The organism is Rhodanobacter sp. B2A1Ga4 (assembly GCF_018101315.1).
Taxonomy (GTDB): domain Bacteria; phylum Pseudomonadota; class Gammaproteobacteria; order Xanthomonadales; family Rhodanobacteraceae; genus Rhodanobacter; species Rhodanobacter thiooxydans_A.
Genome location: NZ_JADBJR010000001.1, coordinates 1,356,576 through 1,383,252, shown reverse-complemented (window position 1 = coordinate 1,383,252; position 26,677 = coordinate 1,356,576). Strand labels below are relative to the sequence as shown.

Annotated in this window: 32 protein-coding genes; all 32 read left to right on the top strand. The window is 63.3% G+C overall.

All coding sequences use genetic code 11. The features are described 5' to 3' along the window. Positions 1–31: 31 nt before the first annotated feature. The 32 genes from secE to rpmD all read left to right on the top strand — a co-directional run bounded on the left by secE (position 32) and on the right by rpmD (position 26,673). Entirely contained in the window at positions 32–427 is a 396-nt protein-coding gene (gene secE, locus IMW82_RS06510) for a preprotein translocase subunit SecE (protein WP_108473250.1), read from the top strand. A gap of 7 nt (positions 428–434) precedes the next feature. After that, positions 435–995, top strand: coding sequence for a transcription termination/antitermination protein NusG (gene nusG / locus IMW82_RS06505; protein ID WP_108473252.1), 561 nt, complete (start codon positions 435–437; stop codon positions 993–995). A gap of 297 nt (positions 996–1,292) precedes the next feature. Beyond that, on the top strand, positions 1,293–1,721 hold the full coding sequence (rplK, locus tag IMW82_RS06500; RefSeq protein ID WP_027491701.1) for a 50S ribosomal protein L11: 429 nt from the start codon (positions 1,293–1,295) through the stop codon (positions 1,719–1,721). A 3-nt stretch (positions 1,722–1,724) separates the two neighbouring features. Beyond that, positions 1,725–2,432 carry a 50S ribosomal protein L1 gene (gene rplA / locus IMW82_RS06495; RefSeq protein ID WP_108473249.1) on the top strand — a complete coding sequence of 236 codons (708 nt, stop codon included), beginning with the start codon at positions 1,725–1,727 and terminating at the stop codon, positions 2,430–2,432. Between the two features lie 350 nt (positions 2,433–2,782). After that, the gene (gene rplJ / locus IMW82_RS06490) at positions 2,783–3,316 is read left to right on the top strand and encodes a 50S ribosomal protein L10 (protein WP_108473248.1); all 534 of its coding nucleotides are present in this window, start codon (positions 2,783–2,785) and stop codon (positions 3,314–3,316) included. Positions 3,317–3,362: 46 nt separating this feature from the next. After that, positions 3,363–3,731, top strand: coding sequence for a 50S ribosomal protein L7/L12 (gene rplL, locus IMW82_RS06485; RefSeq protein ID WP_056386853.1), 369 nt, complete (start codon positions 3,363–3,365; stop codon positions 3,729–3,731). Positions 3,732–3,993: 262 nt separating this feature from the next. Continuing rightward, on the top strand, positions 3,994–8,154 hold the full coding sequence (gene rpoB, locus IMW82_RS06480; protein ID WP_108473251.1) for a DNA-directed RNA polymerase subunit beta: 4,161 nt from the start codon (positions 3,994–3,996) through the stop codon (positions 8,152–8,154). 131 nt (positions 8,155–8,285) lie between these two features. Then, on the top strand, positions 8,286–12,500 hold the full coding sequence (gene rpoC, locus IMW82_RS06475; RefSeq protein WP_108473247.1) for a DNA-directed RNA polymerase subunit beta': 4,215 nt from the start codon (positions 8,286–8,288) through the stop codon (positions 12,498–12,500). Between the two features lie 192 nt (positions 12,501–12,692). Continuing rightward, complete coding sequence (gene rpsL, locus IMW82_RS06470) at positions 12,693–13,067, top strand: 30S ribosomal protein S12 (protein ID WP_007083021.1); 375 nt, start codon at positions 12,693–12,695, stop codon at positions 13,065–13,067. 77 nt (positions 13,068–13,144) lie between these two features. Next, a complete protein-coding gene (rpsG, locus tag IMW82_RS06465) occupies positions 13,145–13,612 on the top strand; it encodes a 30S ribosomal protein S7 (RefSeq protein WP_007514548.1) in 468 nt (155 codons plus the stop codon). Positions 13,613–13,782: 170 nt separating this feature from the next. Continuing rightward, complete coding sequence (gene fusA / locus IMW82_RS06460) at positions 13,783–15,900, top strand: elongation factor G (RefSeq protein ID WP_108473246.1); 2,118 nt, start codon at positions 13,783–13,785, stop codon at positions 15,898–15,900. Positions 15,901–16,014: 114 nt separating this feature from the next. Continuing rightward, positions 16,015–17,205 carry an elongation factor Tu gene (gene tuf / locus IMW82_RS06455; protein WP_108473169.1) on the top strand — a complete coding sequence of 397 codons (1,191 nt, stop codon included), beginning with the start codon at positions 16,015–16,017 and terminating at the stop codon, positions 17,203–17,205. A 472-nt stretch (positions 17,206–17,677) separates the two neighbouring features. Further along, positions 17,678–17,989: a 30S ribosomal protein S10 gene (rpsJ, locus tag IMW82_RS06450; RefSeq protein WP_007082173.1), complete on the top strand. Its 312-nt coding sequence runs from the start codon at positions 17,678–17,680 to the stop codon at positions 17,987–17,989. A 20-nt stretch (positions 17,990–18,009) separates the two neighbouring features. Then, positions 18,010–18,651, top strand: a complete 642-nt coding sequence (gene rplC, locus IMW82_RS06445; protein ID WP_108473253.1) for a 50S ribosomal protein L3 — start codon at positions 18,010–18,012, stop codon at positions 18,649–18,651. Positions 18,652–18,662: 11 nt separating this feature from the next. Further along, positions 18,663–19,265, top strand: coding sequence for a 50S ribosomal protein L4 (gene rplD / locus IMW82_RS06440; protein WP_108473254.1), 603 nt, complete (start codon positions 18,663–18,665; stop codon positions 19,263–19,265). Further along, positions 19,262–19,555: a 50S ribosomal protein L23 gene (gene rplW, locus IMW82_RS06435; RefSeq protein ID WP_056386840.1), complete on the top strand. Its 294-nt coding sequence runs from the start codon at positions 19,262–19,264 to the stop codon at positions 19,553–19,555. Before rplD ends, rplW begins: the two co-directional genes overlap by 4 nt. Positions 19,556–19,572: 17 nt before the next feature. Then, positions 19,573–20,397, top strand: a complete 825-nt coding sequence (rplB, locus tag IMW82_RS06430; RefSeq protein ID WP_108473255.1) for a 50S ribosomal protein L2 — start codon at positions 19,573–19,575, stop codon at positions 20,395–20,397. Between the two features lie 12 nt (positions 20,398–20,409). Continuing rightward, positions 20,410–20,682 carry a 30S ribosomal protein S19 gene (gene rpsS, locus IMW82_RS06425; protein ID WP_108473256.1) on the top strand — a complete coding sequence of 91 codons (273 nt, stop codon included), beginning with the start codon at positions 20,410–20,412 and terminating at the stop codon, positions 20,680–20,682. Next, on the top strand, positions 20,682–21,017 hold the full coding sequence (rplV, locus tag IMW82_RS06420) for a 50S ribosomal protein L22 (RefSeq protein ID WP_007513348.1): 336 nt from the start codon (positions 20,682–20,684) through the stop codon (positions 21,015–21,017). The genes rpsS and rplV overlap by 1 nt, the downstream gene beginning before the upstream one ends. Before the next feature lie 15 nt (positions 21,018–21,032). Then, complete coding sequence (gene rpsC / locus IMW82_RS06415; protein WP_108473257.1) at positions 21,033–21,788, top strand: 30S ribosomal protein S3; 756 nt, start codon at positions 21,033–21,035, stop codon at positions 21,786–21,788. An 11-nt stretch (positions 21,789–21,799) separates the two neighbouring features. After that, the gene (gene rplP, locus IMW82_RS06410; protein ID WP_108473258.1) at positions 21,800–22,213 is read left to right on the top strand and encodes a 50S ribosomal protein L16; all 414 of its coding nucleotides are present in this window, start codon (positions 21,800–21,802) and stop codon (positions 22,211–22,213) included. Beyond that, positions 22,213–22,398 (top strand): 50S ribosomal protein L29, encoded by a 186-nt coding sequence (gene rpmC, locus IMW82_RS06405; RefSeq protein ID WP_007513354.1) that lies wholly within the window; start codon positions 22,213–22,215, stop codon positions 22,396–22,398. Before rplP ends, rpmC begins: the two co-directional genes overlap by 1 nt. Positions 22,399–22,410: 12 nt before the next feature. Next, entirely contained in the window at positions 22,411–22,671 is a 261-nt protein-coding gene (gene rpsQ / locus IMW82_RS06400; protein WP_108473259.1) for a 30S ribosomal protein S17, read from the top strand. A gap of 14 nt (positions 22,672–22,685) precedes the next feature. After that, positions 22,686–23,054, top strand: a complete 369-nt coding sequence (gene rplN / locus IMW82_RS06395; RefSeq protein ID WP_007513359.1) for a 50S ribosomal protein L14 — start codon at positions 22,686–22,688, stop codon at positions 23,052–23,054. Positions 23,055–23,068: 14 nt separating this feature from the next. Next, positions 23,069–23,383, top strand: a complete 315-nt coding sequence (gene rplX, locus IMW82_RS06390; RefSeq protein WP_108473260.1) for a 50S ribosomal protein L24 — start codon at positions 23,069–23,071, stop codon at positions 23,381–23,383. Positions 23,384–23,392: 9 nt separating this feature from the next. Further along, complete coding sequence (gene rplE, locus IMW82_RS06385; RefSeq protein WP_174315863.1) at positions 23,393–23,935, top strand: 50S ribosomal protein L5; 543 nt, start codon at positions 23,393–23,395, stop codon at positions 23,933–23,935. A gap of 18 nt (positions 23,936–23,953) precedes the next feature. Beyond that, positions 23,954–24,259, top strand: a complete 306-nt coding sequence (gene rpsN, locus IMW82_RS06380; RefSeq protein ID WP_108473261.1) for a 30S ribosomal protein S14 — start codon at positions 23,954–23,956, stop codon at positions 24,257–24,259. Between the two features lie 223 nt (positions 24,260–24,482). Then, positions 24,483–24,878 carry a 30S ribosomal protein S8 gene (gene rpsH / locus IMW82_RS06375; RefSeq protein WP_108473262.1) on the top strand — a complete coding sequence of 132 codons (396 nt, stop codon included), beginning with the start codon at positions 24,483–24,485 and terminating at the stop codon, positions 24,876–24,878. 11 nt (positions 24,879–24,889) lie between these two features. Beyond that, a complete protein-coding gene (rplF, locus tag IMW82_RS06370; protein WP_108473263.1) occupies positions 24,890–25,417 on the top strand; it encodes a 50S ribosomal protein L6 in 528 nt (175 codons plus the stop codon). Between the two features lie 85 nt (positions 25,418–25,502). Beyond that, positions 25,503–25,862: a 50S ribosomal protein L18 gene (gene rplR / locus IMW82_RS06365; RefSeq protein ID WP_199909892.1), complete on the top strand. Its 360-nt coding sequence runs from the start codon at positions 25,503–25,505 to the stop codon at positions 25,860–25,862. A gap of 108 nt (positions 25,863–25,970) precedes the next feature. Further along, a complete protein-coding gene (gene rpsE / locus IMW82_RS06360) occupies positions 25,971–26,480 on the top strand; it encodes a 30S ribosomal protein S5 (protein ID WP_077442651.1) in 510 nt (169 codons plus the stop codon). Then, positions 26,473–26,673: a 50S ribosomal protein L30 gene (gene rpmD, locus IMW82_RS06355; protein ID WP_108473265.1), complete on the top strand. Its 201-nt coding sequence runs from the start codon at positions 26,473–26,475 to the stop codon at positions 26,671–26,673. The genes rpsE and rpmD overlap by 8 nt, the downstream gene beginning before the upstream one ends. Positions 26,674–26,677: the final 4 nt, after the last annotated feature.

The window sequence follows — 26,677 nt, the reverse complement described above, 5'->3', positions numbered from 1 at the left end:
CGGCATGCTGCTGACACCGAGTCGCTAGTACATGAATACCAAGGCAGAACAGCCCAAGGGCACGAACGCCGCCGACATCGGCAAGCTGGTACTGGCGGGTCTGGTGCTGGCTGCCGGTATCTTCGCCTATTCCTGGTTCGGTCGGGACGGCAGCATTTCCTCGTCGGTACGCCTGCTGGGCGTGCTGGCCGCATTTGTGGTGGCGCTGGCGATCGCCGCGTTCACCGCGCTGGGCCGGCGGGTGCGGAATTTCATCGCCGAGTCGCAGTTCGAGATGCGCAAGGTGGTCTGGCCGACTCGCGACGAGACGATCAAGACGACCGGCATCATCATCCTGGTGGTGATCGTGCTGTCGTTGCTGCTAGGTCTTATCGACCTGATCCTGAAGTCGGTCATTCTCGACTGGCTGCTGAAGCTGGGTAGCTGAGGTGAGCATGAGCAAGCGCTGGTACGTGGTGCACGCCTATTCGGGCTTCGAGAACCAGGTGAAGCGTTCCCTCGAGGAGCGCGTCAAGCGTGCCGCGATGGAAGAGAAGTTCGGCGAAGTGCTGGTGCCGACCGAGGAAGTGATCGAGATGCGCGGTGGCCAGAAGCGCCGCAGCGATCGCAAGTTCTTCCCTGGCTACGTGCTGGTGCAGATCGAGACGAACACCGAGGGCAAGTCGCCCCGGATCGACGACGAATGCTGGCATCTGATCAAGGAAACCCCGAAGGTGATGGGGTTCATCGGCGGCACCGCCGACCGCCCGCTGCCAATCAAGGACAGCGAGGCCGACGCCATCCTCAGTCGCGTGCGCGAGGGTGTCGAGAAACCCAAGCCCAAGGTGCTGTTCGAGCCGGGTGAGATGGTGCGCGTCACCGAGGGCCCGTTCAACGATTTCAACGGCGTGGTCGAGGAAGTCAACTACGAGAAGAGTCGCCTGCGCGTGGCGGTACTGATCTTCGGCCGCTCCACCCCGGTAGAACTGGAGTTCGGCCAGGTCGAAAAGGCCTGAGTCCAGGGAGAAGGTTGCCCGAAGCGAACCCGCTCGGCACCTTCGCCCTTCCCCGCCTGCGGGGGAGAGTGGACTCCGACCAACCCGATCCGCTCCGCTTTTGATTTCCCCCAGGTGCCGCAACTGGCACGGGGCTTGCTGATGATCCGGTAAATCTCTATACTGCGCGGTTCACGCGGGGTCTTTTTGGCCCGGCGTGCCTGCGTTTCGGATCTGCACGAGGCAGATCTTCCTTCCATCCACGGAACGGTGAACAGCGAGGAGCCGCAAGGCGCCTGAACTCGCGAGGAAAATCCCATGGCAAAGAAAGTTGTCGGTTACATCAAACTGCAGGTCAAGGCCGGTCAGGCCAACCCGTCGCCGCCGGTGGGCCCCGCCCTCGGCCAGCGCGGCCTGAACATCATGGAGTTCTGCAAGGCGTTCAATGCCGCCACGCAGAAGCTGGAGCCGGGTCTGCCGATTCCGACCATCATCACCGCGTACTCCGACCGCAGCTTCACCTTCATCACCAAGACCCCGCCCGCCACGATCCTTCTGAAGAAGGCCACCGGCGTCGCCAAGGGTTCGCAGAAGCCGAACACCGACAAGGTGGGCAAGGTCACCCGCAAGCAGCTGGAAGACATTGCCAAGCAGAAGGAGCCGGATCTGACGGCTGCCGATCTCGACGCCGCGGTGCGCACCATTGCCGGTAGCGCCCGCAGCATGGGCCTTGTGGTGGAGGGTTAAGACATGGCAAAGCTCACGAAACGTATGAAGTCGGCGCAGGCCGCGGTGCAGCCGGGCAAGTTCTATGGCCTGGAAGAAGCCCTGAAGATCGTCAAGGACAACGCCAAGGCGAAGTTCGCCGAGTCGGTGGACGTGGCCGTGCGTCTGGGCATCGACGCGAAGAAGTCCGACCAGGGCGTGCGCGGTTCCTCGCTGCTGCCGCATGGCACCGGCAAGACCGTCAAGGTGGCCGTGTTCTGCCCGCCGGGCGAGAAGGCCGAGGCAGCCAAGGCTGCCGGCGCCGATGCTGTCGGCATGGACGACCTAGCCGAGCGCATGCAGGGCGGTGATCTCGACTTCGGTCGCGTGATCGCCACGCCGGACGCGATGCGCGTGGTCGGCAAGCTGGGCCAGCTGCTCGGCCCGCGCGGCCTGATGCCGAACCCGAAGGATGGCTCGGTCACCGCCGACGTCGCTACCGCGGTGAAGAACGCCAAGGCCGGCCAGGTGAAGTTCCGCAACGACAAGGCGGGCATCATCCACGCCACCATCGGCAAGGCCAGCTTCGAGGCCGCCCAGCTGGCGGACAACCTCAACACGCTGATCGCCGACCTGCTGAAGGCCAAGCCGGCCACCGCGAAGGGCCAGTTCCTGCAGAAAGTGGCGTTGTCCAGCACGATGGGCGTCGGCGTTGCCGTTGATACCTCGTCGCTGGCCATCTCCGCGAAGTAAGAATCAAGTCCCGTACTGGCCTGGTGCCGGTGCGGGCAGTTTTTGAGGGCAGTTCCGACCTTCGCAGGAAAGTCGGGACCGCTGTCAAAGACCGCAGGCGCGATCAACGCGCGACGACGACGGGCAGGGAGCTCGGTTTTGGCATGGAATCGCCGCGTCGCCAACGGGATCGCTTAATCGGGTTTCTCGCAAATCCGGCCTGCGCAGATGGTGCTGCCCCTTCTGGAATCGTTCGATTTGTTCTGGAAAGGCCAACACCCGGGACGCGTAGCGTCCCCGACGTCACGGATGGCGTCGCCCAGGACCGCAAGCGGCAGGAGCCGCAAGCGGAGTTCATTTGGAGGAGTGCAATGGCTCTCAATCTGTCTCAGAAGCAAGAAGTAGTCGCAGAACTGGCAGAAGTTGCCGCGAAGGCTCACTCCCTGGTCGCTGCCGAGTATGCGGGCACCACGGTCGCTCAGATGACCGCGATGCGCAAGAAGGCCCGCGAATCCGGTGTGTACTTGCGAGTTGTCAAGAACACGCTGGCGTCGCGCGCCGTGGCTGGTACCGAATTCGAGGTCGTCAAGGACGCCCTGGTCGGTCCGCTGCTGTACGCATTCTCGACGGAAGAACCCGGTGCCGCCGGGCGTCTGATCAAGGAATTCGCCAAGGGCAACGACAAGCTGAAGGCGAAGCTCGTCTCGGTGGAAGGCAAGCTGCTTCCGGCCGAGCACGTCGACGTGCTGGCCTCGCTGCCGACCCGCGAACAGGCGCTGGCCATGCTGGCCCGTGTGCTGGCCGAGCCGGCCACGATGTTCGCCCGCGTGATCAAGGCCGTGGCCGATCAGCAGGGTGGTGGCGAAGTCGCTGCCGAAGCACCGGCCGAAGCCGAGCCCGCCTGAGTTCTTTCGTCTTACAAACCGAATCCATTTCCAGAGGTAAAACAAAATGTCCCTGACCAACGAACAGATCGTTGAAGCCGTCGCCGCCAAGTCGCTGATGGAAGTGATGGACCTGGTGAAGGCCATCGAAGAGAAGTTTGGCGTGACCGCCGCCGCTCCGGTTGCCGTGGCCGGCCCGGCCGCTGCTGCCCCGGTTGCCGAAGCGCAGACCGAGTTCGACGTCATCCTGAAGACCGCCGGCGCCAAGAAGGTCGACGTGATCAAGGCTGTCCGCGCGATCACCGGCCTGGGCCTGAAGGAAGCCAAGGACCTCACCGAGGCCGGTGGCGTCCTGAAGGAAGCCGTGTCGAAGGAAGACGCCGAGAAGTTCAAGAAGGACCTCGAAGCTGCCGGCGCCACGGTCGAACTGAAGTAATCGGCGCCCTTGCGCGCCGTCAGTTTGATCTAGCGTCAAGCAAGCCTGGGGGCGAAAGCCCCCGGGCTTTGCCCGTTTGAACGGGAATGGGGAATGGAGAATAGGGAATCGTCAGCAGCACCGGCCTTCGGGCTTTGCCGATTCCCTATTCTCGATTCCCGCATCCCCGCCCGGATGGCCTTGGCCATCCGGCAAATACAGTTTTTTCATTCAGCCGGTGCGTGCACCACCGGCGTCACTGCGAACCGAGGCGCTACCGATCATGGCCTACTCGTTTACCGAGAAGAAACGCATCCGCAAGGATTTTGGCAAGCGTCCGCCCGTACTGGGCGTGCCGAACCTGCTGACCATCCAGACTGATTCCTACCGGGAGTTTCTGCAGGAGCATGTCGCGCCGAAACAGCGCGGCGACAAGGGTTTGCATGCCGCGTTGAAGTCGGTGTTCCCGATCTCCAGCTATTCGGGCAATGCCGCACTCGAGTACGTCGACTACCGCCTGGGCGAGCCGGCGTTCGACGAGCGCGAATGCCGCAATCGAGGCATGACCTACGGTGCGCCGCTGCGCACCACCGTGCGCCTGGTGATCTACGACAAGGACAGCCCGGCCTCGAAGAAGGTGGTGAAGTACATCAAGGAGCAGGAGGTCTACATGGGCGAGATTCCGCTCATGACCGACACCGGCACCTTCATCATCAACGGCACCGAGCGCGTGATCGTCTCGCAGCTGCATCGTTCGCCTGGCGTGTTCTTCGACCACGACCGCGGCAAGACGCACAGCTCGGGCAAGTTGCTGTTCTCCGCCCGCGTGATTCCTTACCGTGGTTCGTGGCTGGACTTCGAGTTTGACCCGAAGGACGCGCTGTTCACCCGCATCGACCGTCGCCGCAAGCTGCCGGTGACCGTGCTGCTGCGCGCGCTCGGCTACAACAACGAGGAGATGCTGGGCATCTTCTTCGAGCACAACGTGTTCCACCTGGGCAAGAAGGGCGGCACCACGCTGGAGCTGGTCGCCGAGCGCCTGCGCGGCGAAACGCTCTCCTTCGACCTGGCCATCGGTGGCAAGGTGCTGGTGGAAGCCGGCAAGCGCATCACCGCGCGCCACGTGCGCCAGCTCGCTGCGGAGAACATCACTGCGCTGGAAGTGCCGGACGACTACCCGGTCGGCCGCATCGTGGCGACCGACATCGTCGATGCCAAGACCGGCGAGCTGCTGGCCTCGGCCAACGACGAGATCACCGCCGAGCAGCTGGAGAACTTCCGCAAGGCCGGCATCGAAGTCGTGCCCACGCTGTACGTCAACGACCTCGACCGTGGCGCCTATATCTCGCACACCCTGCGCATCGACAACACCAAGACGCCGCTGGAGGCGCTGGTGGAGATCTACCGCATGATGCGCCCGGGCGAGCCGCCGACCAAGGACGCTGCGCAGAATTTGTTCTTCAACCTGTTCTTCACCTTCGACCGTTACGACCTGTCGGCGGTCGGCCGGATGAAGTTCAACCGCCGCGTGGGCCGCAAGGAAATCCTCGGCCCGGGCGTGCTGTACGACCACAAGTACTTCAGCGAGCGCAAGGAAGAGGAGTCGCAGCGGCTGGTCAAGGAGCAGGGCGAATCGTCCGATATCCTCGACGTGCTGAAGGTGCTGATCGACATCAAGAACGGTCATGGCACCGTCGACGACATCGACCACCTGGGCAACCGCCGCGTGCGTTCGGTCGGCGAGATGGCCGAGAACACCTTCCGCATCGGCCTGGTGCGCGTCGAGCGTGCGGTGCGCGAGCGCCTGTCGCTGGCCGAGGCCGACGGCCTGACCCCGCAGGACCTGATCAACGCCAAGCCGGTCGCGGCGGCGGTGAAGGAGTTCTTCGGCTCGTCGCAGCTGTCGCAGTTCATGGACCAGAACAACCCGCTGTCCGAAGTGACGCACAAGCGCCGCGTTTCCGCGCTGGGGCCAGGCGGCCTGACCCGCGAGCGCGCCGGCTTCGAAGTGCGTGACGTGCATCCGACCCACTACGGCCGCGTGTGCACCATCGAGACGCCGGAAGGTCCGAACATCGGCCTGATCAACTCGCTGGCCGTGTACGCCCGCACCAACGCCTACGGCTTCCTCGAGACGCCGTACCGCAAGGTCGCCAACAGCAAGGTCACCGACAAGGTCGACTACCTCTCGGCCATCGAGGAAGGCGACCACGTGATCGCCCAGGCGAACTCGCCGCTGGACAAGCACGGCGCGTTCCTGGAGGACTTCGTGTCCTGCCGTTTCCGCGGCGAATCCGAGCTGCGTCCGGCCGCCGAGGTCGACTACATGGACGTCTCGCCGATGCAGACCGTGTCGGTCGCCGCGGCGCTGGTGCCGTTCCTGGAGCACGATGACGCGAACCGCGCGCTGATGGGCGCGAACATGCAGCGTCAGGCCGTGCCGACGCTGCGTTCGCAGACCCCGCTGGTGGGCACCGGCATCGAGCGCGCGGTGGCGCGTGACTCGGGCGTCATCGTCTCCGCCAAGCGCGGCGGCGTGATCGACCAGGTCGATGCGGCACGTATCGTGGTGCGCGTGAACGAGGAAGAGGTCGGCGACAACGACGCCGGCGTCGACATCTACACGCTGACCAAGTACACCCGCTCCAACCAGAACACCAACCTCAACCAGCGTCCGCTGGTGAACGTGGGCGACGTGGTGGCGAAGGGCGACACGCTGGCCGACGGTTCGTCGACCGACCTGGGCGAGCTCGCGCTCGGCCAGAACATGCTGATCGCGTTCATGCCGTGGAACGGCTACAACTTCGAAGACTCGATCCTGCTCTCCGAGCGCGTCGTGCAGGAAGACCGCTACACCTCGATCCACATCGAGGAGCTGTCCTGCATCGCGCGCGACACCAAGCTGGGCGCCGAGGAAATCACCGCCGACATCCCGAACGTGGGCGAACAGGCGCTGGCGCGTCTGGATGAATCCGGCATCGTCTACATCGGTGCGGAAGTGAAGGCCGGCGATATCATGGTCGGCAAGGTCACGCCGAAGGGCGAGAGCCAGCTGACCCCGGAAGAGAAGCTGCTGCGCGCGATCTTCGGCGAGAAGGCGTCCGACGTGAAGGACTCGTCCTTGCGCGTGCCGCCGGGCATGGACGGCACCGTCATCGACGTGCAGGTCTTTACCCGCGACGGCATCGAGAAGGACAAGCGCGCCAAGCAGATCGAGGAAACCGAGGTCAAGCGGGTCCGCAAGGATCTGGACGACCAGTTCCGCATCCTCGAAGGCGCGATCTACAGCCGCATGCGCACCCAGCTGGTCGGCAAGTCCGCGATGAGCGGCCCGGGCGGCCTGAAGCGCGGCGCCGAGATTACCGACGCCTACCTCGACGGCCTGAAGAAGGACGACTGGTTCAAGATCAACGTCAAGGACGAGGACGTCACCGAGTTCCTCGAGCGCGCCGCCGACCAGATCAAGCGCCACAAGGAAGAGTTCGACAAGCGCTTCAAGGAGAAGCAGGGCAAGATCACCCAGGGCGACGACCTCGCGCCGGGCGTGCTGAAGATGGTCAAGGTGTTCCTGGCCGTGAAGCGCCGCATCCAGCCGGGCGACAAGATGGCCGGCCGCCACGGCAACAAGGGCGTGGTGTCGAACGTGGTGCCGGTGGAGGACATGCCGTACTCCGCCGACGGTGTGCCGGTCGACATCGTGCTGAACCCGCTGGGCGTGCCGTCGCGCATGAACATCGGGCAGATCCTGGAAGTGCATCTGGGCTGGGCCGCCAAGGGCCTAGGCAAGAAGATCCAGAAGATGCTCGAGGCGCAGGAGAAGGTGGCCAAGATCCGCGAGTTCCTCGACCAGATCTACAACACCCATGTGGCCGGTGCCGTGCAGCACGTCGACCTGAAGTCGCTCACCGACAAGGAGATCTTCGCGCTCGCCACCAACTTGCAGGAAGGCGTGCCGATGGCGACGCCGGTGTTCGACGGTGCCGAAGAGACCGAGATCAAGGCGATGCTGAAGCTGGCTGATCTGCCGGAATCCGGTCAGACCATGCTGTTCGACGGTCGCACCGGCGAGGCGTTCGATCGACCGGTCACCGTCGGCTACATGCATTACCTGAAGCTCAACCACCTGGTCGACGACAAGATGCACGCGCGCTCCACCGGCCCGTACTCGCTGGTCACCCAGCAGCCGCTGGGCGGCAAGGCGCAGTTTGGCGGCCAGCGTTTCGGCGAGATGGAAGTGTGGGCGCTGGAAGCCTACGGCGCGGCCTACACCCTGCAGGAAATGCTGACGGTGAAGTCCGACGACGTGCAGGGCCGCAACCAGATGTACAAGAACATTGTCGACGGCAATCACGAAATGTCCGCGGGCATGCCGGAGTCCTTCAACGTGCTGGTGAAGGAAATCCGCTCGCTCGCCATCGACATCGATCTGGAAGAGATCAAGTGATCGACGGGATTCGGGCCTCGGGATTCGGGATCTGCAACAGCAGGTCCCGAATCCCGGTCCGGATCCCTCAAGCCTGATCCTGTTCGAACCGCGGACCTCGACCCAAGAATTTGCTCCGACCGGAGACTCAAATGAAAGACCTGCTCAATCTGTTCAACCAGCAGCGCGCGACGCCGGATTTCGACGCGATCAAGATCGCGCTCGCGTCGCCGGAGCTGATCCGCTCGTGGTCGTACGGCGAAGTGAAGAAGCCGGAAACCATCAACTACCGTACCTTCAAGCCGGAGCGTGACGGCCTGTTCTGCGCCGCGATCTTCGGGCCGGTGAAGGACTACGAGTGCCTGTGCGGCAAGTACAAGCGCATGAAGCATCGCGGCGTGGTCTGCGAAAAGTGCGGCACCGAGGTCACCCTGGCCAAGGTGCGCCGCGAGCGCATGGGCCACATCGAGCTGGCCAGCCCGACCGCGCACATCTGGTTCCTCAAGTCGCTGCCTTCGCGCATCGGCCTGATGCTGGACATGACCCTGCGCGACATCGAGCGGATCCTGTACTTCGAGGCCTTCGTGGTGATCGATCCGGGCATGACCGCGCTGGAGCGCGGCCAGCTGCTCAGCGAAGACCAGTACCTGGAAGCGACCGAAGAGCACGGCGACGAGTTCGATGCCCGCATGGGTGCCGAGGCGGTGTTTCACCTTCTGAAGTCGCTCGACCTGCCGGGCGAAGTCATCCGCCTGAAGGAAGAGATCACCTCCACCAATTCCGAGACCAAGCTGAAGCGCCTCACCAAGCGCGTCAAGCTGATCGAGGCGTTCCTGGAATCCGGCAACAAGCCGGAGTGGATGGTGCTGACCGTGCTGCCCGTGCTGCCGCCGGACCTGCGTCCGCTGGTGCCGCTGGACGGCGGCCGCTTCGCGACCTCCGACCTGAACGACCTGTACCGTCGCGTCATCAACCGCAACAACCGCCTGAAGCGTCTGCTCGAACTCAACGCGCCCGACATCATCGTGCGCAACGAGAAGCGCATGCTGCAGGAATCGGTCGATGCGCTGCTCGACAACGGTCGTCGCGGCCGTGCCATCACCGGCACCAACAAGCGCGCGCTGAAGTCGCTCGCCGACATGATCAAGGGCAAGCAGGGCCGCTTCCGCCAGAACCTGCTCGGCAAGCGCGTGGACTACTCCGGTCGTTCGGTGATCGTGGTCGGCCCGACCCTGCGCCTGCACCAGTGCGGCCTGCCCAAGAAGATGGCGCTGGAGCTGTTCAAGCCGTTCATCTTCGCCAAGCTGCAGGCACGCGGCGAAGCCACCACCATCAAGGCGGCGAAGAAGCTGGTCGAGCGCGAAGAAGGCCAGGTGTGGGACATCCTCGAAGAGGTGATCCGCGAGCATCCGGTGCTGCTGAACCGCGCGCCGACCCTGCATCGCCTCGGCATCCAGGCGTTCGAGCCGAAGCTGATCGAAGGCAAGGCGATCCAGCTGCATCCGCTGGTCTGCACGGCGTTCAACGCCGACTTCGACGGTGACCAGATGGCCGTCCACGTGCCGCTGTCGATCGAGGCGCAGCTGGAAGCGCGCACCTTGATGATGTCGTCCAACAACATCCTGTCGCCCGCCAACGGCGAGCCGATCATCGTGCCGACCCAGGACGTGGTGCTGGGCCTGTACTACATGACCCGCGAGCTGATCAACGTCAAGGGCACCGGCATGGTGTTCTCCGGCATTTCCGAGGCCCGTCGTGCCTATGACAACCGTGCAGTCGAGCTGCACGCCAAGGTCAAGGTGCGCCTGAAGCTGGTGCACATCGCTGAGGACGGCACCCGTACCAGCGAGACCAAGCTGGTCGAGACCACGGTGGGTCGTGCCCTGCTGGCCGAGATCCTGCCGGAAGGTCTGCCGTTCGCGCTGGCCAATACCGAGCTGACCAAGAAGAACATCTCGCGGCTGATCAACTCCAGCTATCGCCTGCTGGGCCTGAAAGAGACCGTGGTGTTCGCCGACAAGCTGATGTACACCGGCTATCGGTTCGCCACGCGCGCGGGCATCTCGATCGGCATCGACGACATGCTGATCCCGGCCGAGAAGAAGACCATCCTCGACGAGGCCGAGAAGGAAGTCGTCGAAATCCAGCAGCAGTATCAATCGGGTCTGGTCACCGCCGGCGAGCGCTACAACAAGGTGGTCGACATCTGGTCGCGCACCAGCGAGCAGGTGGCCAAGGCGATGATCGACGGCATCGGCACCGAGAAGGTGGTCGACGCCGAAGGCAAGACGGTCAGCCAGAAGTCGATGAACTCGCTGTACATCATGGCCGACTCCGGCGCGCGCGGCTCGGTGGCGCAGATTCGCCAGCTGGCCGGCATGCGTGGCCTGATGGCACGTCCGGACGGCTCGATCATCGAGACGCCGATCAAGGCCAACTTCCGTGAAGGCCTGAACGTGCTGCAGTACTTCAACTCGACCCACGGCGCCCGCAAGGGCCTGGCGGATACCGCGTTGAAGACCGCCAACTCCGGCTACCTGACCCGCCGCCTGGTCGACGTGGCGCAGGACGTGGTCATCACCATGGACGACTGCGGCACCGAGGACGGCGTCACCATGCAGCCGATCGTCGAAGGCGGCGACGTGGTCGAGCCGTTGCGCGAACGCGTGCTGGGCCGCGTGGTGGTCGAGGACGTCTACGCCCCCGGCGATGACGACCGGCCGATCGTTACCCGCGACACCCTGCTCAACGAGGCGCTGGTCGAGAAGCTCGACAAGGCCGGCGTGCAGATCATCAAGGTGCGTTCGCCGATCACCTGCGAGGCCGTTCACGGTGTGTGCAAGCTGTGCTACGGCCGCGATCTGGCCCGTGGCCACCTGGTCAACATGGGCGAGGCCGTCGGTGTGGTCGCCGCGCAGTCGATCGGTGAGCCGGGCACCCAGCTGACCATGCGTACGTTCCACATCGGCGGCGCGGCTTCGCGTGCGGCAGCGGTGGACAACGTGACGGTGAAGACCACCGGCTCGCTGAAGTTCAACAACCTGAAATCAGTGCAGCACAAGCAGGGCCACCTGGTCGCGGTGTCGCGTTCGGGCGAGCTGAGCGTGATCGACTCCAGCGGTCGCGAGCGCGAGCGCTACAAGGTTCCCTACGGCGCCGTCATCGCGGTCAAGGACGGCGCGCCAGTCAAGCCGGGCCAGACCGTGGCGAACTGGGATCCGCATACCCATCCGATCGTCACCGAGGTGGCCGGCGTGGTGCGCTTCATCGATTTCCTCGATGGCGTCACCGTGCAGAGCCAGACCGACGAGCTGACCGGCCTGGAGTCGGCCGTGGTCACTGATCCGAAGCGTCGCGGTGCGCAGGCGAAGGACCTGCGTCCGATCGTGCGCCTGGAAGACGCCAAGGGCCGTGAGCTCAAGCTGCCGGGTACCGACATCGCCGCGCAGTACTTCCTGCCGGCCGGTGCGATCGTGTCGATCCAGAACGGTGCCGAAGTGGGCGTGGGCGACGTGGTCGCGCGTATCCCGCAGGAAACCTCCAAGACCCGCGACATCACCGGTGGTCTGCCGCGCGTGGCCGACCTGTTCGAGGCACGCAAGCCGAAGGAACCGGCGATCCTCGCCGAGCGCTCAGGCATCATCAGCTTCGGCAAGGACACCAAGGGCAAGCAGCGTCTGATCATCAAGGACGTCGACGGCAACGAGCACGAGGAGCTGATTCCGAAGTGGCGTCAGGTCATCGTGTTCGAGGGCGAGCACGTGGAGAAGGGCGAAACCGTCGTCGACGGCGAGCCGAGTCCGCATGACATCCTGCGCCTGCTCGGTGTGGAGCCGCTGGCCACGTACCTGGTCAAGGAAATCCAGGACGTGTATCGCCTGCAGGGCGTGAAGATCAACGACAAGCACATCGAGGCGATCATTCGCCAGATGCTGCGCAAGGTCGAGATCGTCGAGCCGGGCGAAAGCCATTATCTGCGCGGTGAGCAGGTCGAGCGCGTGCGGATCAACGGCGAGAACGAGCGTGCGCTGGCCAAGGGCGAACGTCCGGCGGAATACCAGTCGGTGCTGCTGGGCATCACCAAGGCGTCGCTGGCGACTGAGTCGTTCATCTCGGCGGCCTCGTTCCAGGAAACCACCCGCGTCCTCACCGAGGCGGCAGTTCGCGGAACGCGTGACAGCTTGCGTGGCCTGAAGGAAAATGTTATTGTCGGCCGTCTTATTCCGGCAGGCACGGGTCTGGCGTACCACGCATCGCGTCGTCGCCAGGGTGGTTTGACCGCCACGGAACTGGAGACTCTTTCCGGTTCCACGCCTGCAGCCTCGTTTGCCGAGGCTCCGGCCGGTAGTGAAAACGGTGTCGAGTAAACCCGTTCGGGGCATTGCTCGCTGACATACGAAATGAGGTGCAGGGATGCATCTCGTGTTCGGGTCCAGGACGGCTGAGCGTTGGCTTGCCTATGGCGGGCTGCTCATGTTAAATTCCCGCTTCTTGGCAGACCGAGCTTATTCGGGCTGCCTTTAATGTTTTTAGAATCAGGTTTTCAGGAACAGCTTCGCATGACGACAGTCAACCAGTTGGTGCGCAAAAACCGCAGCCCCAAGACCTACAAGAGTGGGTCGCCCGCCCTGCAGAGCAGCCCGCAGCGTCGTGGCGTCTGCACGCGCGTCTACACGACCACCCCGAAGAAGCCGAACTCGGCCCTGCGCAAGGTGGCCAAGGTGCGCCTGACCAATGGCTTCGAGGTCATCAGCTATATCGGTGGCGAAGGGCACAATCTGCAGGAGCACTCGGTGGTGCTGATCCGCGGTGGCCGCGTCAAGGATCTGCCCGGCGTGCGTTACCACACGGTGCGCGGCAGCCTCGACTGCGCCGGCGTTACCAAGCGTCGCCAGTCGCGCTCGAAGTACGGCGCCAAGCGCCCGAAAAAGTAATCTCAATTGAAGAGTGCGGCCAGGGTGGCCGTTTTTCCGACGGGCAGGAATGCCCGCAAAAATAACGGACGAAAAACATGTCGCGTAAAGGTTCACATCCCGCCCGTCTGGTCCTGCCGGATCCCAAGCATGGCAGCCAGCTGATCGCCCGCTTCATCAACATGGTGATGAAGAGCGGCAAGAAGTCGGTCGCCGAGAGCATCGTCTACGGTGCGCTGCAGCACATTGGCGAGAAGAATGCCGAGCCGGTGGCCTTGGTCGAGAAGGCACTCAACAACATCGCTCCGGCAGTCGAGGTGAAATCCCGCCGCGTCGGTGGCGCCACCTATCAGGTGCCGGTCGAAGTGCGTCCGGGTCGCCGCATGGCGCTGGCGATGCGCTGGGTCATCGACGCTGCCCGCAAGCGTGGCGAGACCTCGATGCCGCGCAAGCTGGCCGCCGAGTTGCTGGAGGCTTCCGAGAGCCGCGGTGGCGCCGCCAAGAAGCGCGAAGAGACGCATCGCATGGCGGAAGCCAACAAGGCCTTCTCGCACTACCGCTGGTAATGGTTTTTGTCTTTGTCGTCGTTCCTGACGGCGAAGAACAAACCAGCAGTATTCATGCCGCCGTCCAGGCGGCAAAGAAGAACCCGGCACCCATGCCGGACTTTTCATAAATGCAGCAGCCCGGACGGCTGCGTGAATCCAGGGCAGGCAGCCCGGCACAGGTAAACACCATGGCACGCACCACTCCCATCGAGCGCTATCGCAACTTCGGCATCATGGCTCACATCGATGCCGGCAAGACCACCACCACGGAGCGCATCCTGTTTTACACCGGCGTCAGCCACAAGATTGGCGAGGTGCACGACGGTGCGGCCACGATGGACTGGATGGAGCAGGAGCAGGAGCGCGGCATCACCATCACGTCGGCAGCAACGACGGCGTTCTGGAGCGGCATGGATCGCTCCATGCCGCAGCATCGCTTCAACATCATCGATACCCCGGGACACGTTGACTTCACCATCGAGGTGGAGCGTTCGCTGCGCGTGCTCGACGGCGCGGTATTCGTGCTGTGTGCGGTCGGTGGCGTGCAGCCGCAATCCGAGACCGTATGGCGCCAGGCCAACAAGTACAAGGTTCCGCGTCTTGCATTCGTCAACAAGATGGATCGCACCGGTGCCAACTTCGACAAGGTGGTCGACCAGCTGAAGGCTCGTCTTGGCGCTCATCCGGTGCCGATGCAGGTGCCGATCGGCGCCGAAGACAACTTTGAGGGCGTGGTCGACCTGCTCAAGATGAAGGCGATCACCTGGGACATGGAATCCCAGGGCATGAAGTTCGAGTACCAGGACATTCCTGCGAATCTGGCCGACAAGGCTGCAGAAGCGCACAGCTTCATGGTGGAGTCGGCCGCCGAGGCCACCGAAGAGCTGATGAACAAGTACCTCGAGGGCGGCGACCTCAGCGAGGGTGAGATCATCGCCGGCCTACGTCAGCGCACGCTGGCGAACGAGATCATCCCGGTATTCTGCGGCACCGCGTTCAAGAACAAGGGCGTCCAGGCGATGCTCGACGCGGTGGTCCAGCTGCTGCCGTCGCCCGCCGATCGCCCGCCGGTCGCCGGCATCGACGAGAACGATCACGACGCCACGCGCAAGGCCGACGATGCCGCGCCGTTCTCCGCGCTCGCGTTCAAGATCATGACCGACCCGTTCGTCGGCTCGCTGACGTTCTTCCGTGTCTACTCGGGCACGTTGAACTCCGGCGACGCCGTGTACAACCCGGTCAAGAGCAAGAAGGAGCGCATTGGCCGCATCCTGCAGATGCACGCGAACGAGCGTCAGGAACTGAAGGAAGTCCGTGCCGGTGACATCGCCGCCGCGGTCGGCCTGAAGGACGTGACGACCGGCGACACGCTGTGCGCGCAGGATCACGTCATCACCCTGGAGCGCATGACGTTCCCGGAGCCGGTGATCTCGATGGCGGTCGAGCCGAAAACCAAGTCGGACCAGGAAAAGATGGGCATCGCCCTCGGCCGTCTGGCCGCGGAGGATCCGTCGTTCCGCGTGCGCACGGACGAAGAGTCGGGCCAGACCATCATCTCGGGCATGGGCGAGCTGCACCTGGACATCCTGGTCGATCGCATGCGTCGCGAGTTCAACGTCGAGGCGAACGTCGGCAAGCCGCAGGTGGCCTACCGCGAGACGATCCGTTCGTCGGACGTCAAGTCGGACTACAAGCACGCCAAGCAGTCGGGCGGCAAGGGTCAGTACGGTCACGTCGTGATCGAGCTGTCGCCGATGACGGAAGAGGATCGCAAGAACCCGGCCGTGAAGGACGACTTCCTCTTCATCAACGACATCACCGGTGGCGTGATTCCGAAGGAATTCATCCCGTCGGTCGAAAAGGGCCTGCGCGAGACCATCACCAGTGGTCCGCTGGCCGGCTTCCCGGTGGTGGGCGTAAAGGTCAAACTCGTGTTCGGTTCGTACCACGACGTCGACTCGTCGGAAATGGCGTTCAAGCTGGCCGCCTCGATGGCGTTCAAGCAAGGCTTCGCGAAGGCGAGCCCGGTGCTGCTTGAGCCGATCATGAAGGTCGAGGTCGTGACCCCGGAAGAGTATGTGGGTGACGTGATGGGTGACATGAGTCGTCGTCGCGGCCTGCTCCAGGGCCAGGACGACACGCCGTCGGGCAAGACCATCGACGCGATGGTTCCGCTGGGCGAGATGTTCGGCTATGCGACCACGATTCGCTCGCTGACCCAGGGGCGTGCCACCTTCACGATGGAATTCGACCATTACGCCGAGGCGCCGAACAACATCGCCGAGCAGGTCATGAAGAAGGCCTGACAGGGCCAGCTTTTCCACGCTTAATTAGTGCGATCGGTTCCTGGATCGCGTAGATCAAAAAGCGGCCTTTCATGGCCGCACTAATTAACCAAGTTCTTTCTAGAGGTCAGGGTCATGGCAAAGGGTAAATTCGAACGCACCAAGCCGCATGTCAACGTCGGCACGATTGGTCACGTGGATCACGGCAAGACGACGCTGACGGCAGCGCTGACGAAGGTCGGCGCGGAGCGCTTCGGTGGCGAGTTCAAGGATTACAGCGCGATCGACGCGGCGCCGGAAGAGAAGGCGCGCGGCATCACGATCTCGACGGCGCACGTGGAATACGAGTCGCCGATCCGCCACTACGCGCACGTGGACTGCCCGGGCCATGCCGACTACGTGAAGAACATGATCACCGGTGCGGCGCAGATGGACGGCGCGATCCTGGTGTGCTCGGCCGCCGATGGCCCGATGCCGCAGACGCGCGAGCACATCCTGCTGAGCCGTCAGGTCGGCGTGCCGTACATCGTGGTGTTCCTGAACAAGGCGGACATGGTCGACGACGCCGAGCTGCTCGAGCTGGTCGAGATGGAAGTGCGCGAGTTGCTCAGCAAGTACGACTTCCCGGGCGACGACACGCCGATCATCCACGGTTCGGCGCTGAAGGCGCTGGAAGGTGATCAGAGCGAGATCGGCGTGCCGGCGATCATCAAGCTGGTGGACGCGCTGGACAGCTACATCCCGGAGCCGGTACGTGCGATCGACAAGCCGTTCCTGATGCCGGTGGAAGACGTGTTCTCGATCTCGGGCCGCGGTACCGTGGTGACCGGTCGTATCGAGCGCGGAATCATCAAGGTCGGTGACGAAATCGAAGTGGTCGGCATCCGCGACACGCAGAAGACGACCGTGACCGGCGTGGAAATGTTCCGCAAGCTGCTGGACCAGGGTCAGGCGGGCGACAATGCCGGTCTGCTGCTGCGCGGCCTGAAGCGTGACGACGTGGAGCGTGGCCAGGTGCTGGCCAAGCCGGGCACGATCACCCCGCACACCGATTTCGAAGCCGAAGTCTACGTGCTGTCGAAGGACGAGGGTGGCCGTCATACGCCGTTCTTCAAGGGTTACCGTCCGCAGTTCTATTTCCGCACGACCGACGTGACCGGCGCCTGCCAGCTGCCGGAAGGCGTGGAAATGGTGATGCCGGGCGACAACGTGAAGATGGTGGTGAGCCTGATCCACCCGATCGCGATGGACGAAGGCCTGCGTTTCGCCATTCGCGAAGGCGGCCGCACCGTCGGCGCCGGCGTAGTGGCCAAGGTCATCAAGTAAAAGGTTATTGCGGCACTTCGTGCCGCAATAATTCCCGCCGTTGAACCGAGTGCTGCCGCACCGGTCAACGTCGGGTCGGGCCAGGGACGGCTCTGCTGAACGAAACGGTTTGGCAGGGTGCGTTTATACCCCCTTCACTAATTGAAGTTTTGTCGGTACACTTGGCAGCTCACTCGTCGGCCAGACATGTTTTGGCCGACCTACCGCGAAATGAGGCGCAGGATGTGCTTCGAGTTCGCTGGCCGAGGATAGGCCCTCGCAAGTTGACGTGATCACAGGGCAAGCCCTGTCGACACGTCGTTTTGCGCGAGATTCCGGATTGTGCCAGGCGAGCGTACCGTTGCTCGCCTGGCGTTTTTCAGAGGGGTCACGCAGTTCACCGCGCGGCGCCGATGCAGTGGCAAAAGGTAGTGCGGGGCGGTGAGAAGCCGCTTCGTTTCACATGACGTTCTTTAGACAACAGGACACGGTTATGGCGAACCAGAAGATTCGGATTCGGCTGAAAGCGTACGATCATCGACTGATCGACCGCTCTGCCAGCGAGATCGTCGAGACGGCAAAGCGCACGGGTGCCACGGTACTCGGCCCGATTCCGCTTCCGACCAAGATCGAGCGTTACACCATTCTGACGTCGCCGCACGTCGACAAGGATGCACGCGACCAGTACGAGACCCGTACCCACAAGCGTGTGCTCGATATCGTCGACCCGAACGACAAGACCGTGGACGCGCTCATGAAGCTTGATCTCGCCGCTGGCGTCGATGTTCAGATCAAGCTCGGTTGAGCGACAGACAGGATACGAAGATGAGTATCGGATTGGTTGGCCGCAAATGCGGCATGAGCCGACTCTTCACTGAAGATGGCCGCTCGATTCCGGTGACGCTGATTGAAGCGACGCCGAACCGCGTGACCCAGGTGAAGACGGATGATAATGATGGCTACAGCGCCGTCCAGGTTTCCGCGGGCAGCAAGCGCGCGAATCTGCTGACGCAGCCGCTGAAGGGCCACTACGCGAAGGCCAAGGTTGAGCCGGGTCGTGGTCTGTGGGAATTCCGCGTGGCTGCCGAGGATCTCGGCAAGTACGAAGTGGGCGCCGAGATCAAGGCAGACGACGTGTTCTCCGTCGGCCAGATCGTCGATGTCGCCGGCGTGTCCAAGGGCAAGGGCTTCCAGGGCACCATCAAGCGCTGGAACTTCAAGATGGGTGACGCCACCCACGGTAACTCGCTGTCGCATCGCGCACCGGGCTCCATCGGTCAGCGCCAGACGCCGGGTCGCGTGTTTCCGGGCAAGAAGATGGCCGGTCACATGGGTGCCGTGCGCCGTTCGGCGCAAGGGCTGGAAGTGGTCAAGGTCGACGCCGAGCGTCACCTGATTGCGGTGAAGGGCGCGGTGCCGGGTGCAACCGGTGGCGACGTCATCATCCGCCCGACGACCAAGGGTTGAGGAGAGTCGCCATGGAATTGAATGTCATTGGCGCCAAGCCGCTCAGCGTGTCGGACGAAGTGTTCGGCGGCGAGTACAAGAAGGCCCTGGTTCATCAGGTTGTGGTTGCCTACCAGGCGGCCGGTCGCGCCGGTACCAAGGCGCAGCTGTCGCGTGGCGAGATGTCCGGCACCACCAAGAAGTTCAAGAAGCAGAAGGGTGGTGGCGCCCGTCACGGTGACTACCGTGCGCCGATCTTCGTCGGCGGTGGTGTCACGTTTGCCGCCAAGCCGCGCAGCTACGAGCAGAAGGTCAACCGCAAGGCATACCGCGTCGCGATCCGCTCGATCTTCTCCGAGCTGGCCCGCCAGGGCCGCCTGAAGGTGGTCGAGAGCTTCGGCATCGAGTCGCCGAAGACCTCCGCGATGGTGGCCAAGCTGGCCGAGCTGGACGTTTCCGGTCGCGTGCTGCTGGTGTCGGAAGACGCCTCCGAGGCGGTGTTCCTGGCTGCCCGCAACATCCCGTATATCCATGTGCTGGACGTGATGGCGCTGAACCCGGTCAGCCTGGTCGGTTCCGACCATGTGGTGATGACGGTTGACGCCGTGAAGAAGGTCGAGGAGTGGCTGGCATGAACAACGAACGCATTCTCGACACGCTGCGCGCACCGCACATCTCCGAGAAATCGGCGCGCTTGGCCGAGCATAACCAGTATGTATTCGTGGTCGCCCCTGCAGCGACCAAGGCCGATGTCCGCGCTGCCGTGGAGAAGCTGTTCGACGTCAAGGTCGAACAGGTGAACCTCGTCAACACCAAAGGCAAGGTCAAAGCCTTCCGTCAACGCGCTGGCAGCCGCCAGGGCAAGCGCAAGGCCTATGTGCGCCTCGCCGATGGTCAGACCATCGACGTGTCCGCCAAGGCCTGAGCCAGGAGTTCTGAGAGATGGCACTAATCAACCACAAGCCGACCTCGCCGGGTCGTCGCGACGCAGTCAGCGTCAAGACGGAAGGCCTGTACAAGGGCGCGCCGTACGCGGCGTTGACCGAGTCGCAGTCCCGTACCGGTGGTCGCAATCACCACGGTCGCATCACCGTGCGTCATCGCGGTGGCGGTCACAAGCAGCATTACCGCATCATCGATTTCAAGCGCGACAAGGAAGGCATTGCCGCCCGCGTCGAGCGCATCGAATACGATCCGAACCGCACTGCGCACATCGCGCTGCTGTGCTACGCCGACGGTGAGCGTCGTTACATCATCGCGCCGAAGGGCGTGCAGGTGGACGATCGTCTGGTATCCGGCCGCGATGCGCCGATCAAGGCCGGCAACTGCCTGCAGCTGCGCAACATTCCGATGGGCAGCACGATCCATTGCATCGAGCTGCGCCCCGGCAAGGGCGCGCAGATCGCCCGCAGCGCTGGTGCCTCGGTGCAGCTGGTCGCCCGCGAGTCCGGTTACGCCACGCTGCGTCTGCGCTCCGGCGAGATGCGCCGCGTCTCGGTCGATTGCCGCGCCACCATCGGCGAAGTCGGCAACGGCGAGCACAGCCTGAAGAAGCTGGGCAAGGCCGGCGCCAAGCGCTGGGTAGGCATTCGCCCGACCGTTCGCGGCGTGGTGATGAACCCGGTCGACCACCCGCACGGTGGTGGTGAAGGCAAGACTTCTGGCGGTCGTCATCCGGTCAGCCCGTGGGGCACGCCGGCCAAGGGTTACAAGACCCGTAACAACAAGCGCACGCAGCAGTTCATCGTGCGTCGTCGTACCAAGTAACAGGAAGCCGACATGCCGCGTTCTCTGAAGAAAGGTCCGTTCGTCGACCTTCACCTCGCGAAGAAGGTGGAAGCTGCGGTTTCCGCCAACAACAAGCGCCCGATCAAGACCTGGTCGCGCCGCTCGATGATCCTGCCGGAAATGGTCGGCTTGACCATCGCCATCCACAACGGCCGCCAGCACGTGCCCGTCCTGATCAACGAGAACATGGTCGGGCACAAGCTCGGCGAGTTCGCGGTGACCCGTACGTTCAAAGGCCATGTCGGCGACAAGAAGGGCAAGTGATGAGCACTGAAGCCAAAGCGATCCTGCGCGGCGCCCGCATCTCGGCGCAAAAGGCACGCCTGGTGGCTGATCTGGTCCGCGGTCTTCCCGTGGGCCGGGCCAGCGACGTGCTCACCTACACCAACAAGAAGGCCGCGCACCTTGTCCGCAAGGTGCTGCTGTCGGCCGTCGCCAACGCCGAGAACAATCTCGGCGCGGATGTCGACGAGCTGAAGGTGGCCAGCATCTTCGTCGACGAAGGTCCGGCGATGAAGCGCATGTATGCCCGCGCCAAAGGCCGCGGTTCGCGCATTCTCAAGCGCACCAGCCACATCACTGTGGTTGTTGGTAACTGACCGGGGACATAGACGATGGGTCATAAAGTTCATCCCACCGGTATCCGCCTCGGCATTGCCAAGGACTGGAACTCGAAGTGGTTCGCCAACAAGGGCGATTACGCCAAGTATCTCGTGGCCGATATCAAGGTCCGCGACATGCTGAAGAAGAAGCTGGCTGCCGCCGGCATCTCGAAGATCCAGATCGAGCGCCCGGCCAAGACCGCGCGCGTGACGATCCACACTGCCCGCCCGGGCGTGGTGATCGGCAAGAAGGGCGAGGATATCGAGAAGCTGCGCAAGGAAGTCAGCGACATGATGGGCGTCCCGACGCACATCAACGTCAACGAAGTGCGCAAGCCGGAGATTGACGCGCAGCTGGTGGCCGAGTCGATCGCGCAGCAGCTGGAGCGCCGCATCATGTTCCGTCGCGCGATGAAGCGCTCGGTCGGCAACGCGATGCGCCTGGGCGCGCTGGGCATCAAGATCAACGTGTCCGGCCGCCTGAACGGCGCCGAGATCGCCCGTTCCGAGTGGGCCCGCGAAGGTCGCGTGCCGCTGCACACGCTGCGTGCCGACATCGACTACGGTTTTGCCGAGGCGAGCACCACCTACGGCATCATCGGCATCAAGGTGTGGGTCAACAAGGGCGAGATCTTCGACCTGACCCAGATTGGCCAGGAGTCGAAGGACGAGTCGCCGGCGCCGTCGCGCCGCGAGGGTGGCGAAGGCCGTCGTGATCGTGAACCGCGTCGTGATGGCGAAGGCCGTCGCGAGCGGTCGGCGAAGTAAGGAGAGTTGCCATGTTGCAACCCAAGCGAACCAAGTACCGCAAGCAGTTCAAGGGCCGTAACGATGGCCTGGCCCAGTGCTCCAACCTCGTCAGCTTTGGCGAGTACGGCCTGAAGGCGACCACGCATGGTGCGCTCACCGCGCGCCAGATCGAGGCGGCCCGTCGTTGCATCACCCGCTTCGTCAAGCGTGGCGGCAAGTTGTGGATCCGCGTGTTCCCGGACAAGCCGATCACCAAGAAGCCGATCGAAGTCCGCATGGGCGCGGGCAAGGGCGGCGTCGAGTTCTGGGTCGCTCCGATCCAGCCCGGCCGCATGCTCTATGAAATCGAGGGCGTCGACGAGCCGACGGCGCGCGAGGCGTTCCGCCTGGCCGCCGCCAAGCTCTCGGTGCAGACCCAGTTCGTGACCCGGGCGGTGATGTGATGGCCAGCAAAGATATCAACAACCAGTCGGCCGAAGAGCTGCAGCAGCACCTGCTGGACCTGCGCAAGGAGCAGTTCAACCTGCGCATGCAAAAGGGTTCCGGCCAGCTCACTCAGCCGCACCAGCTCCGCCGCGTTCGGCGTGACATCGCCCGCACGAAGTTCGTGCTCGGCGGCAAGAAGTAAGGGACGGCCGACATGAGCGACAACAAGAAGCAGACGCGCACCCTCGAGGGCCGCGTCACCAGCAACAAGATGGACAAGACGGTCACCGTCCTGGTCGAGCGCCAGGAGCAGCACTGGCTGCTCGGCAAGATCATCCGCCGGTCGACCAAGCTGCATGCGCAGGACGACCTGGGTGCCAACGAGGGCGACCTCGTGCGTATCGCGGAGTGCCGTCCGTTGTCCAAGACCAAACATCACCGCGTGGTTGAAATCATCACGCGCGCCAACGTCTAAGGGAGGGTGCAGACATGATCCAGATGCAAAGCACGCTTTCCGCAGCAGACAACAGCGGCGCGAAGGAACTGATGTGCATCAAGGTGCTCGGCGGCTCCAAGCGCCGTTACGCCGCGATCGGTGACGTGATCAAGGTCACCGTGAAGGATGCGATTCCCCGCGGCAAGGTGAAGAAGGGCGAGGTTTACAACGCCGTGGTGGTACGTACCGCCAAGGGTGTGCGTCGTCCCGATGGCTCGCTGATCCGTTTCGACGGCAATGCAGCGGTGCTCCTCAACAACAAGCTCGAGCCGATCGGCACCCGTATTTTCGGGCCGGTTACCCGCGAGCTGCGCAGCGAGAAGTTCATGAAGATCGTCTCGCTTGCGCCCGAAGTGCTCTGAGCGGAGTCAAGACAATGAACCGTATCCGCAAGGGTGATCAGGTCCTCGTGATCACCGGCAAGAACAAGGGTCAGCGCGGCGATGTGCTGCGTGTTGCAGGCGAGCGCGTGTTCGTCTCCAACGTGAATCTGGTCAAGCGCCACACCAAGCCGAACCCCCAGGCCAACCAGGCTGGCGGCATCGTCGAGCGTGAAGCCTCGATCCATCTCTCCAATGTGCAGCTGTTCAACCCCGCCACGAACAAGGGTGAACGCGTCGGCACCAAAACGCTCGCTGATGGGCGCAAGGTCCGCGTGTTCCGTTCGACTGGCGAGGTCGTGGACGCGTAAGGAATCACGATCATGACCCGCCTTGAAAATTTCTACAAAGAGCAGGTAGTGCCGAAGCTCACCGAGCAGTTCGGCTACCAGAACGTGATGCAGGTTCCCCGCATCACCAAGATCACGCTGAACATGGGCGTGGGTGAAGCTGCGGGCAACAAAAAGGTGCTCGAGAACGCCGTGGCCGACATGGCCAAGATCTCCGGCCAGAAGCCGATCACGACCAAGGCCCGCGTCTCCGTGGCCTCGTTCAAGATCCGCGACGGCTGGCCGATCGGCTGCAAGGTCACCCTGCGCCGTGCACAGATGTTCGAGTTCCTCGATCGCCTGATCAACATCTCGCTGCCGCGCGTGCGCGACTTCCGCGGTGTTTCGGGCAAGGCCTTCGACGGCCGTGGCAACTACAACTTCGGTATCAAGGAACAGATCATTTTCCCTGAGATCGACTTCGACCAGGTCGATGCGTTGCGTGGCATGGATATCTCCATCACCACCACCGCCAAGACCGACGAAGAAGCGAAGGCCCTGCTGGCCGCGTTCAGCTTCCCGTTCCGCAACTGATAGACGCGAGAGATACCCATGGCAAAGACCTCGATGGTCAACCGCGACATCAAGCGGACCAAACTCGTCCAGAAGTTCGCCACCAGGCGTGCCGAGCTGAAGGCGATCGTGCTGAGCCCCAGCGCCTCCTACGAGGAGAAGATGGCCGCCCAGTCCAAACTGCAGAAGTTGCCGCGCGATGCCAGCCCGGTGCGCCAGCGCACCCGCTGCGCGTTGACCGGTCGCCCGCGTGCCGTCTACGCCAAGTTCGGCCTGGGTCGCAACAAGCTGCGTGAAGCGACCATGCGCGGCGACGTGCCGGGTCTGCGCAAGGCAAGCTGGTAATTACCCAAGCCGGAGTTGTTTCGAGGCACGCATGTGCCGCGAGCGACTCACCGAGCTGCCGCCAGGCAGCCGCTGATGCGACTTATCGCATCGAAATTCGCTAAAACCTGAAATTGCTGATATAGTCAGCGGTCTGCGCAAGGCAGGCTGCTGTCCATGGCAGCTCACAATCTGATTGATTTCCGGTTTTATCGGATATCGGTGCACTCTGAAGGATGTTTTCATGAGCATGACTGATCCCATCGCCGATCTGTTCACGCGCGTCCGCAATGCCCAGGCCATGGGCAAGCCGACCGTGCGTATGCCGTCGTCGAAACTGAAGTTGGCGATCGCCAACCTTCTCAAGAACGAGGGCTACATCCTCGACGCCAAGACTTCCGCCGAGGAAGGCAAGCCGGTGCTCGAGATCAAGCTCAAGTATTTCGAGGGCCAGCCGGCCATCGAGCGCATTTCCCGTGTCAGCCGCTCCGGCCTGCGCGTCTATCGCGGCAAGGACGAGCTGCCGAAGATCCTGGGTGGCCTGGGTATCTCGATCATTTCGACTTCCGCCGGTCTGCTGACCGACGCGCAGGCCCGCGCCAAGGGTCTGGGCGGCGAAGTCATCGGCCAAGTGGCATAAGGAGTCTGTCGATGTCACGTGTTGCCAAACAACCCATTTCCCTGCCCAAGGGTGTCGAGCTGACGGTCGGTAACGACGGTATCTCCGTGAAGGGCCCGAAGGGTACGCTGTCCGTGCATCACCTGCCGGGTGTCAGCATCGCCGTGGACAATGGCGTGGCGAACGTCAGTCTCGTCGACGGCGCCGACGACAAGTTCGGCGGTACCGCCCGCGCGCTGCTGTCCAACATGGTCACCGGTGTATTCGGCGGTTACGAGCGCAAGCTCGAGCTGGTCGGCGTCGGTTACCGCGCCTCGATGCAGGGCAAGTCGCTGAACTTGAGCCTGGGTTTCTCCCACCCGGTGGTGTTCGATGCGCCGGAAGGCATCAGCATCGAAACCCCGTCGCAGACCGAGATCCTGATCAAGGGCGCGGACAAGCAGGCGGTGGGCCAGGTTGCAGCCAAGATTCGCGGCTTCCGTCCGCCGGAGCCCTACAAGGGCAAGGGCGTGCGTTATGCCGGCGAGAAGATCACCTTGAAGGAAGCCAAGAAGGCTTGATGCGGGTCCCTCCGCGAAGACCGGCCATCCATGGCCGGACTCTTCAAAAGAGCCGCTCATACCAGCCAATCCGCTTTCTGGAGACATCATGATGAACAAGAACGAAAATCGCCTGCGCCGCGCCAAGTCCACCCGCAGCCACATCCGCAAGCTGGCCGTGGCGCGTCTGTCGGTGCATCGCACCGGTCAGCACATCTACGCGCAGGTGTTCGATGCCTCCGGCCTAAATGTGGTGGCAGCTGCCTCCACCGTGCAGAAGTCGGTCGCCGAGGGCCTCAAGGGCACCAAGAACCTGACCGCTGCGGCGGCTGTGGGCAAGGCAGTCGCCGAGCGCGCGATGGCGGCGGGTATCGAAGCCGTTGCATTCGATCGTTCCGGCTTCCGCTATCACGGTCGCATCAAGGCGCTGGCCGATGCTGCACGCGAAGCGGGCCTGAAATTCTAAGTAACACCGGGTCGGGACATCGTCCTGATTTCCGTCGCGTCACCTACAACTCCAAGCGGCTCAGCCGCAAGTAAAAGTCCCGGTCTTGCCGGGCACATGGAAAAGAACATGTCTTCTAACGATCGCGAAAATTCGGACGGCTTGCTCGAGAAGCTGATCGCCGTCAACCGCGTGGCCAAGACCGTCAAGGGTGGCCGCCAGATGAGCTTCACCGCGCTGACCGTGGTCGGTGACGGCGAGGGCAAGGTCGGCTTCGGCTATGGCAAGGCGCGTGAAGTGCCGGTGGCCATCTCCAAGGCCATGGAGCGTGCCCGCCGCCAGATGGTGAACATCGAGCTGAACAACGGCACCCTGTGGTACGCCATTAAGGCCAACCACGGTGCGGCGCGCGTCTACATGCAGCCGGCTTCCGAGGGTACCGGCGTGATTGCCGGCGGCGCCATGCGTGCCGTGCTGGAAGTGGTTGGCGTGAAGAACGTGCTGGCCAAGGCGGTCGGCTCGCGCAACCCGATCAACCTGGTGCGCGCGACCATCAAGGGCCTGCAGGCAGTTGCCTCGCCCAAGAAGATCGCCGCCAAGCGTGGCAAGACCCTGGATGAGGTGCTCGGCAATGGCTAAGTCTCAGCAATCCGCCGACAAGACCGTGCGCGTGCGCCTGGTCAAAGGCCTGCGTGGCGTGCAGGCGCGTCACCGTCTCAGTGTCAAGGCGCTGGGTCTGGGCAAGATCAACGACGTCCGTGAACTGAAGGACAGCCCGCAGGTGCGTGGCCTGATCAACACGGTCTATTACCTGGTCCGGGTCGAGGAGTAAGCAT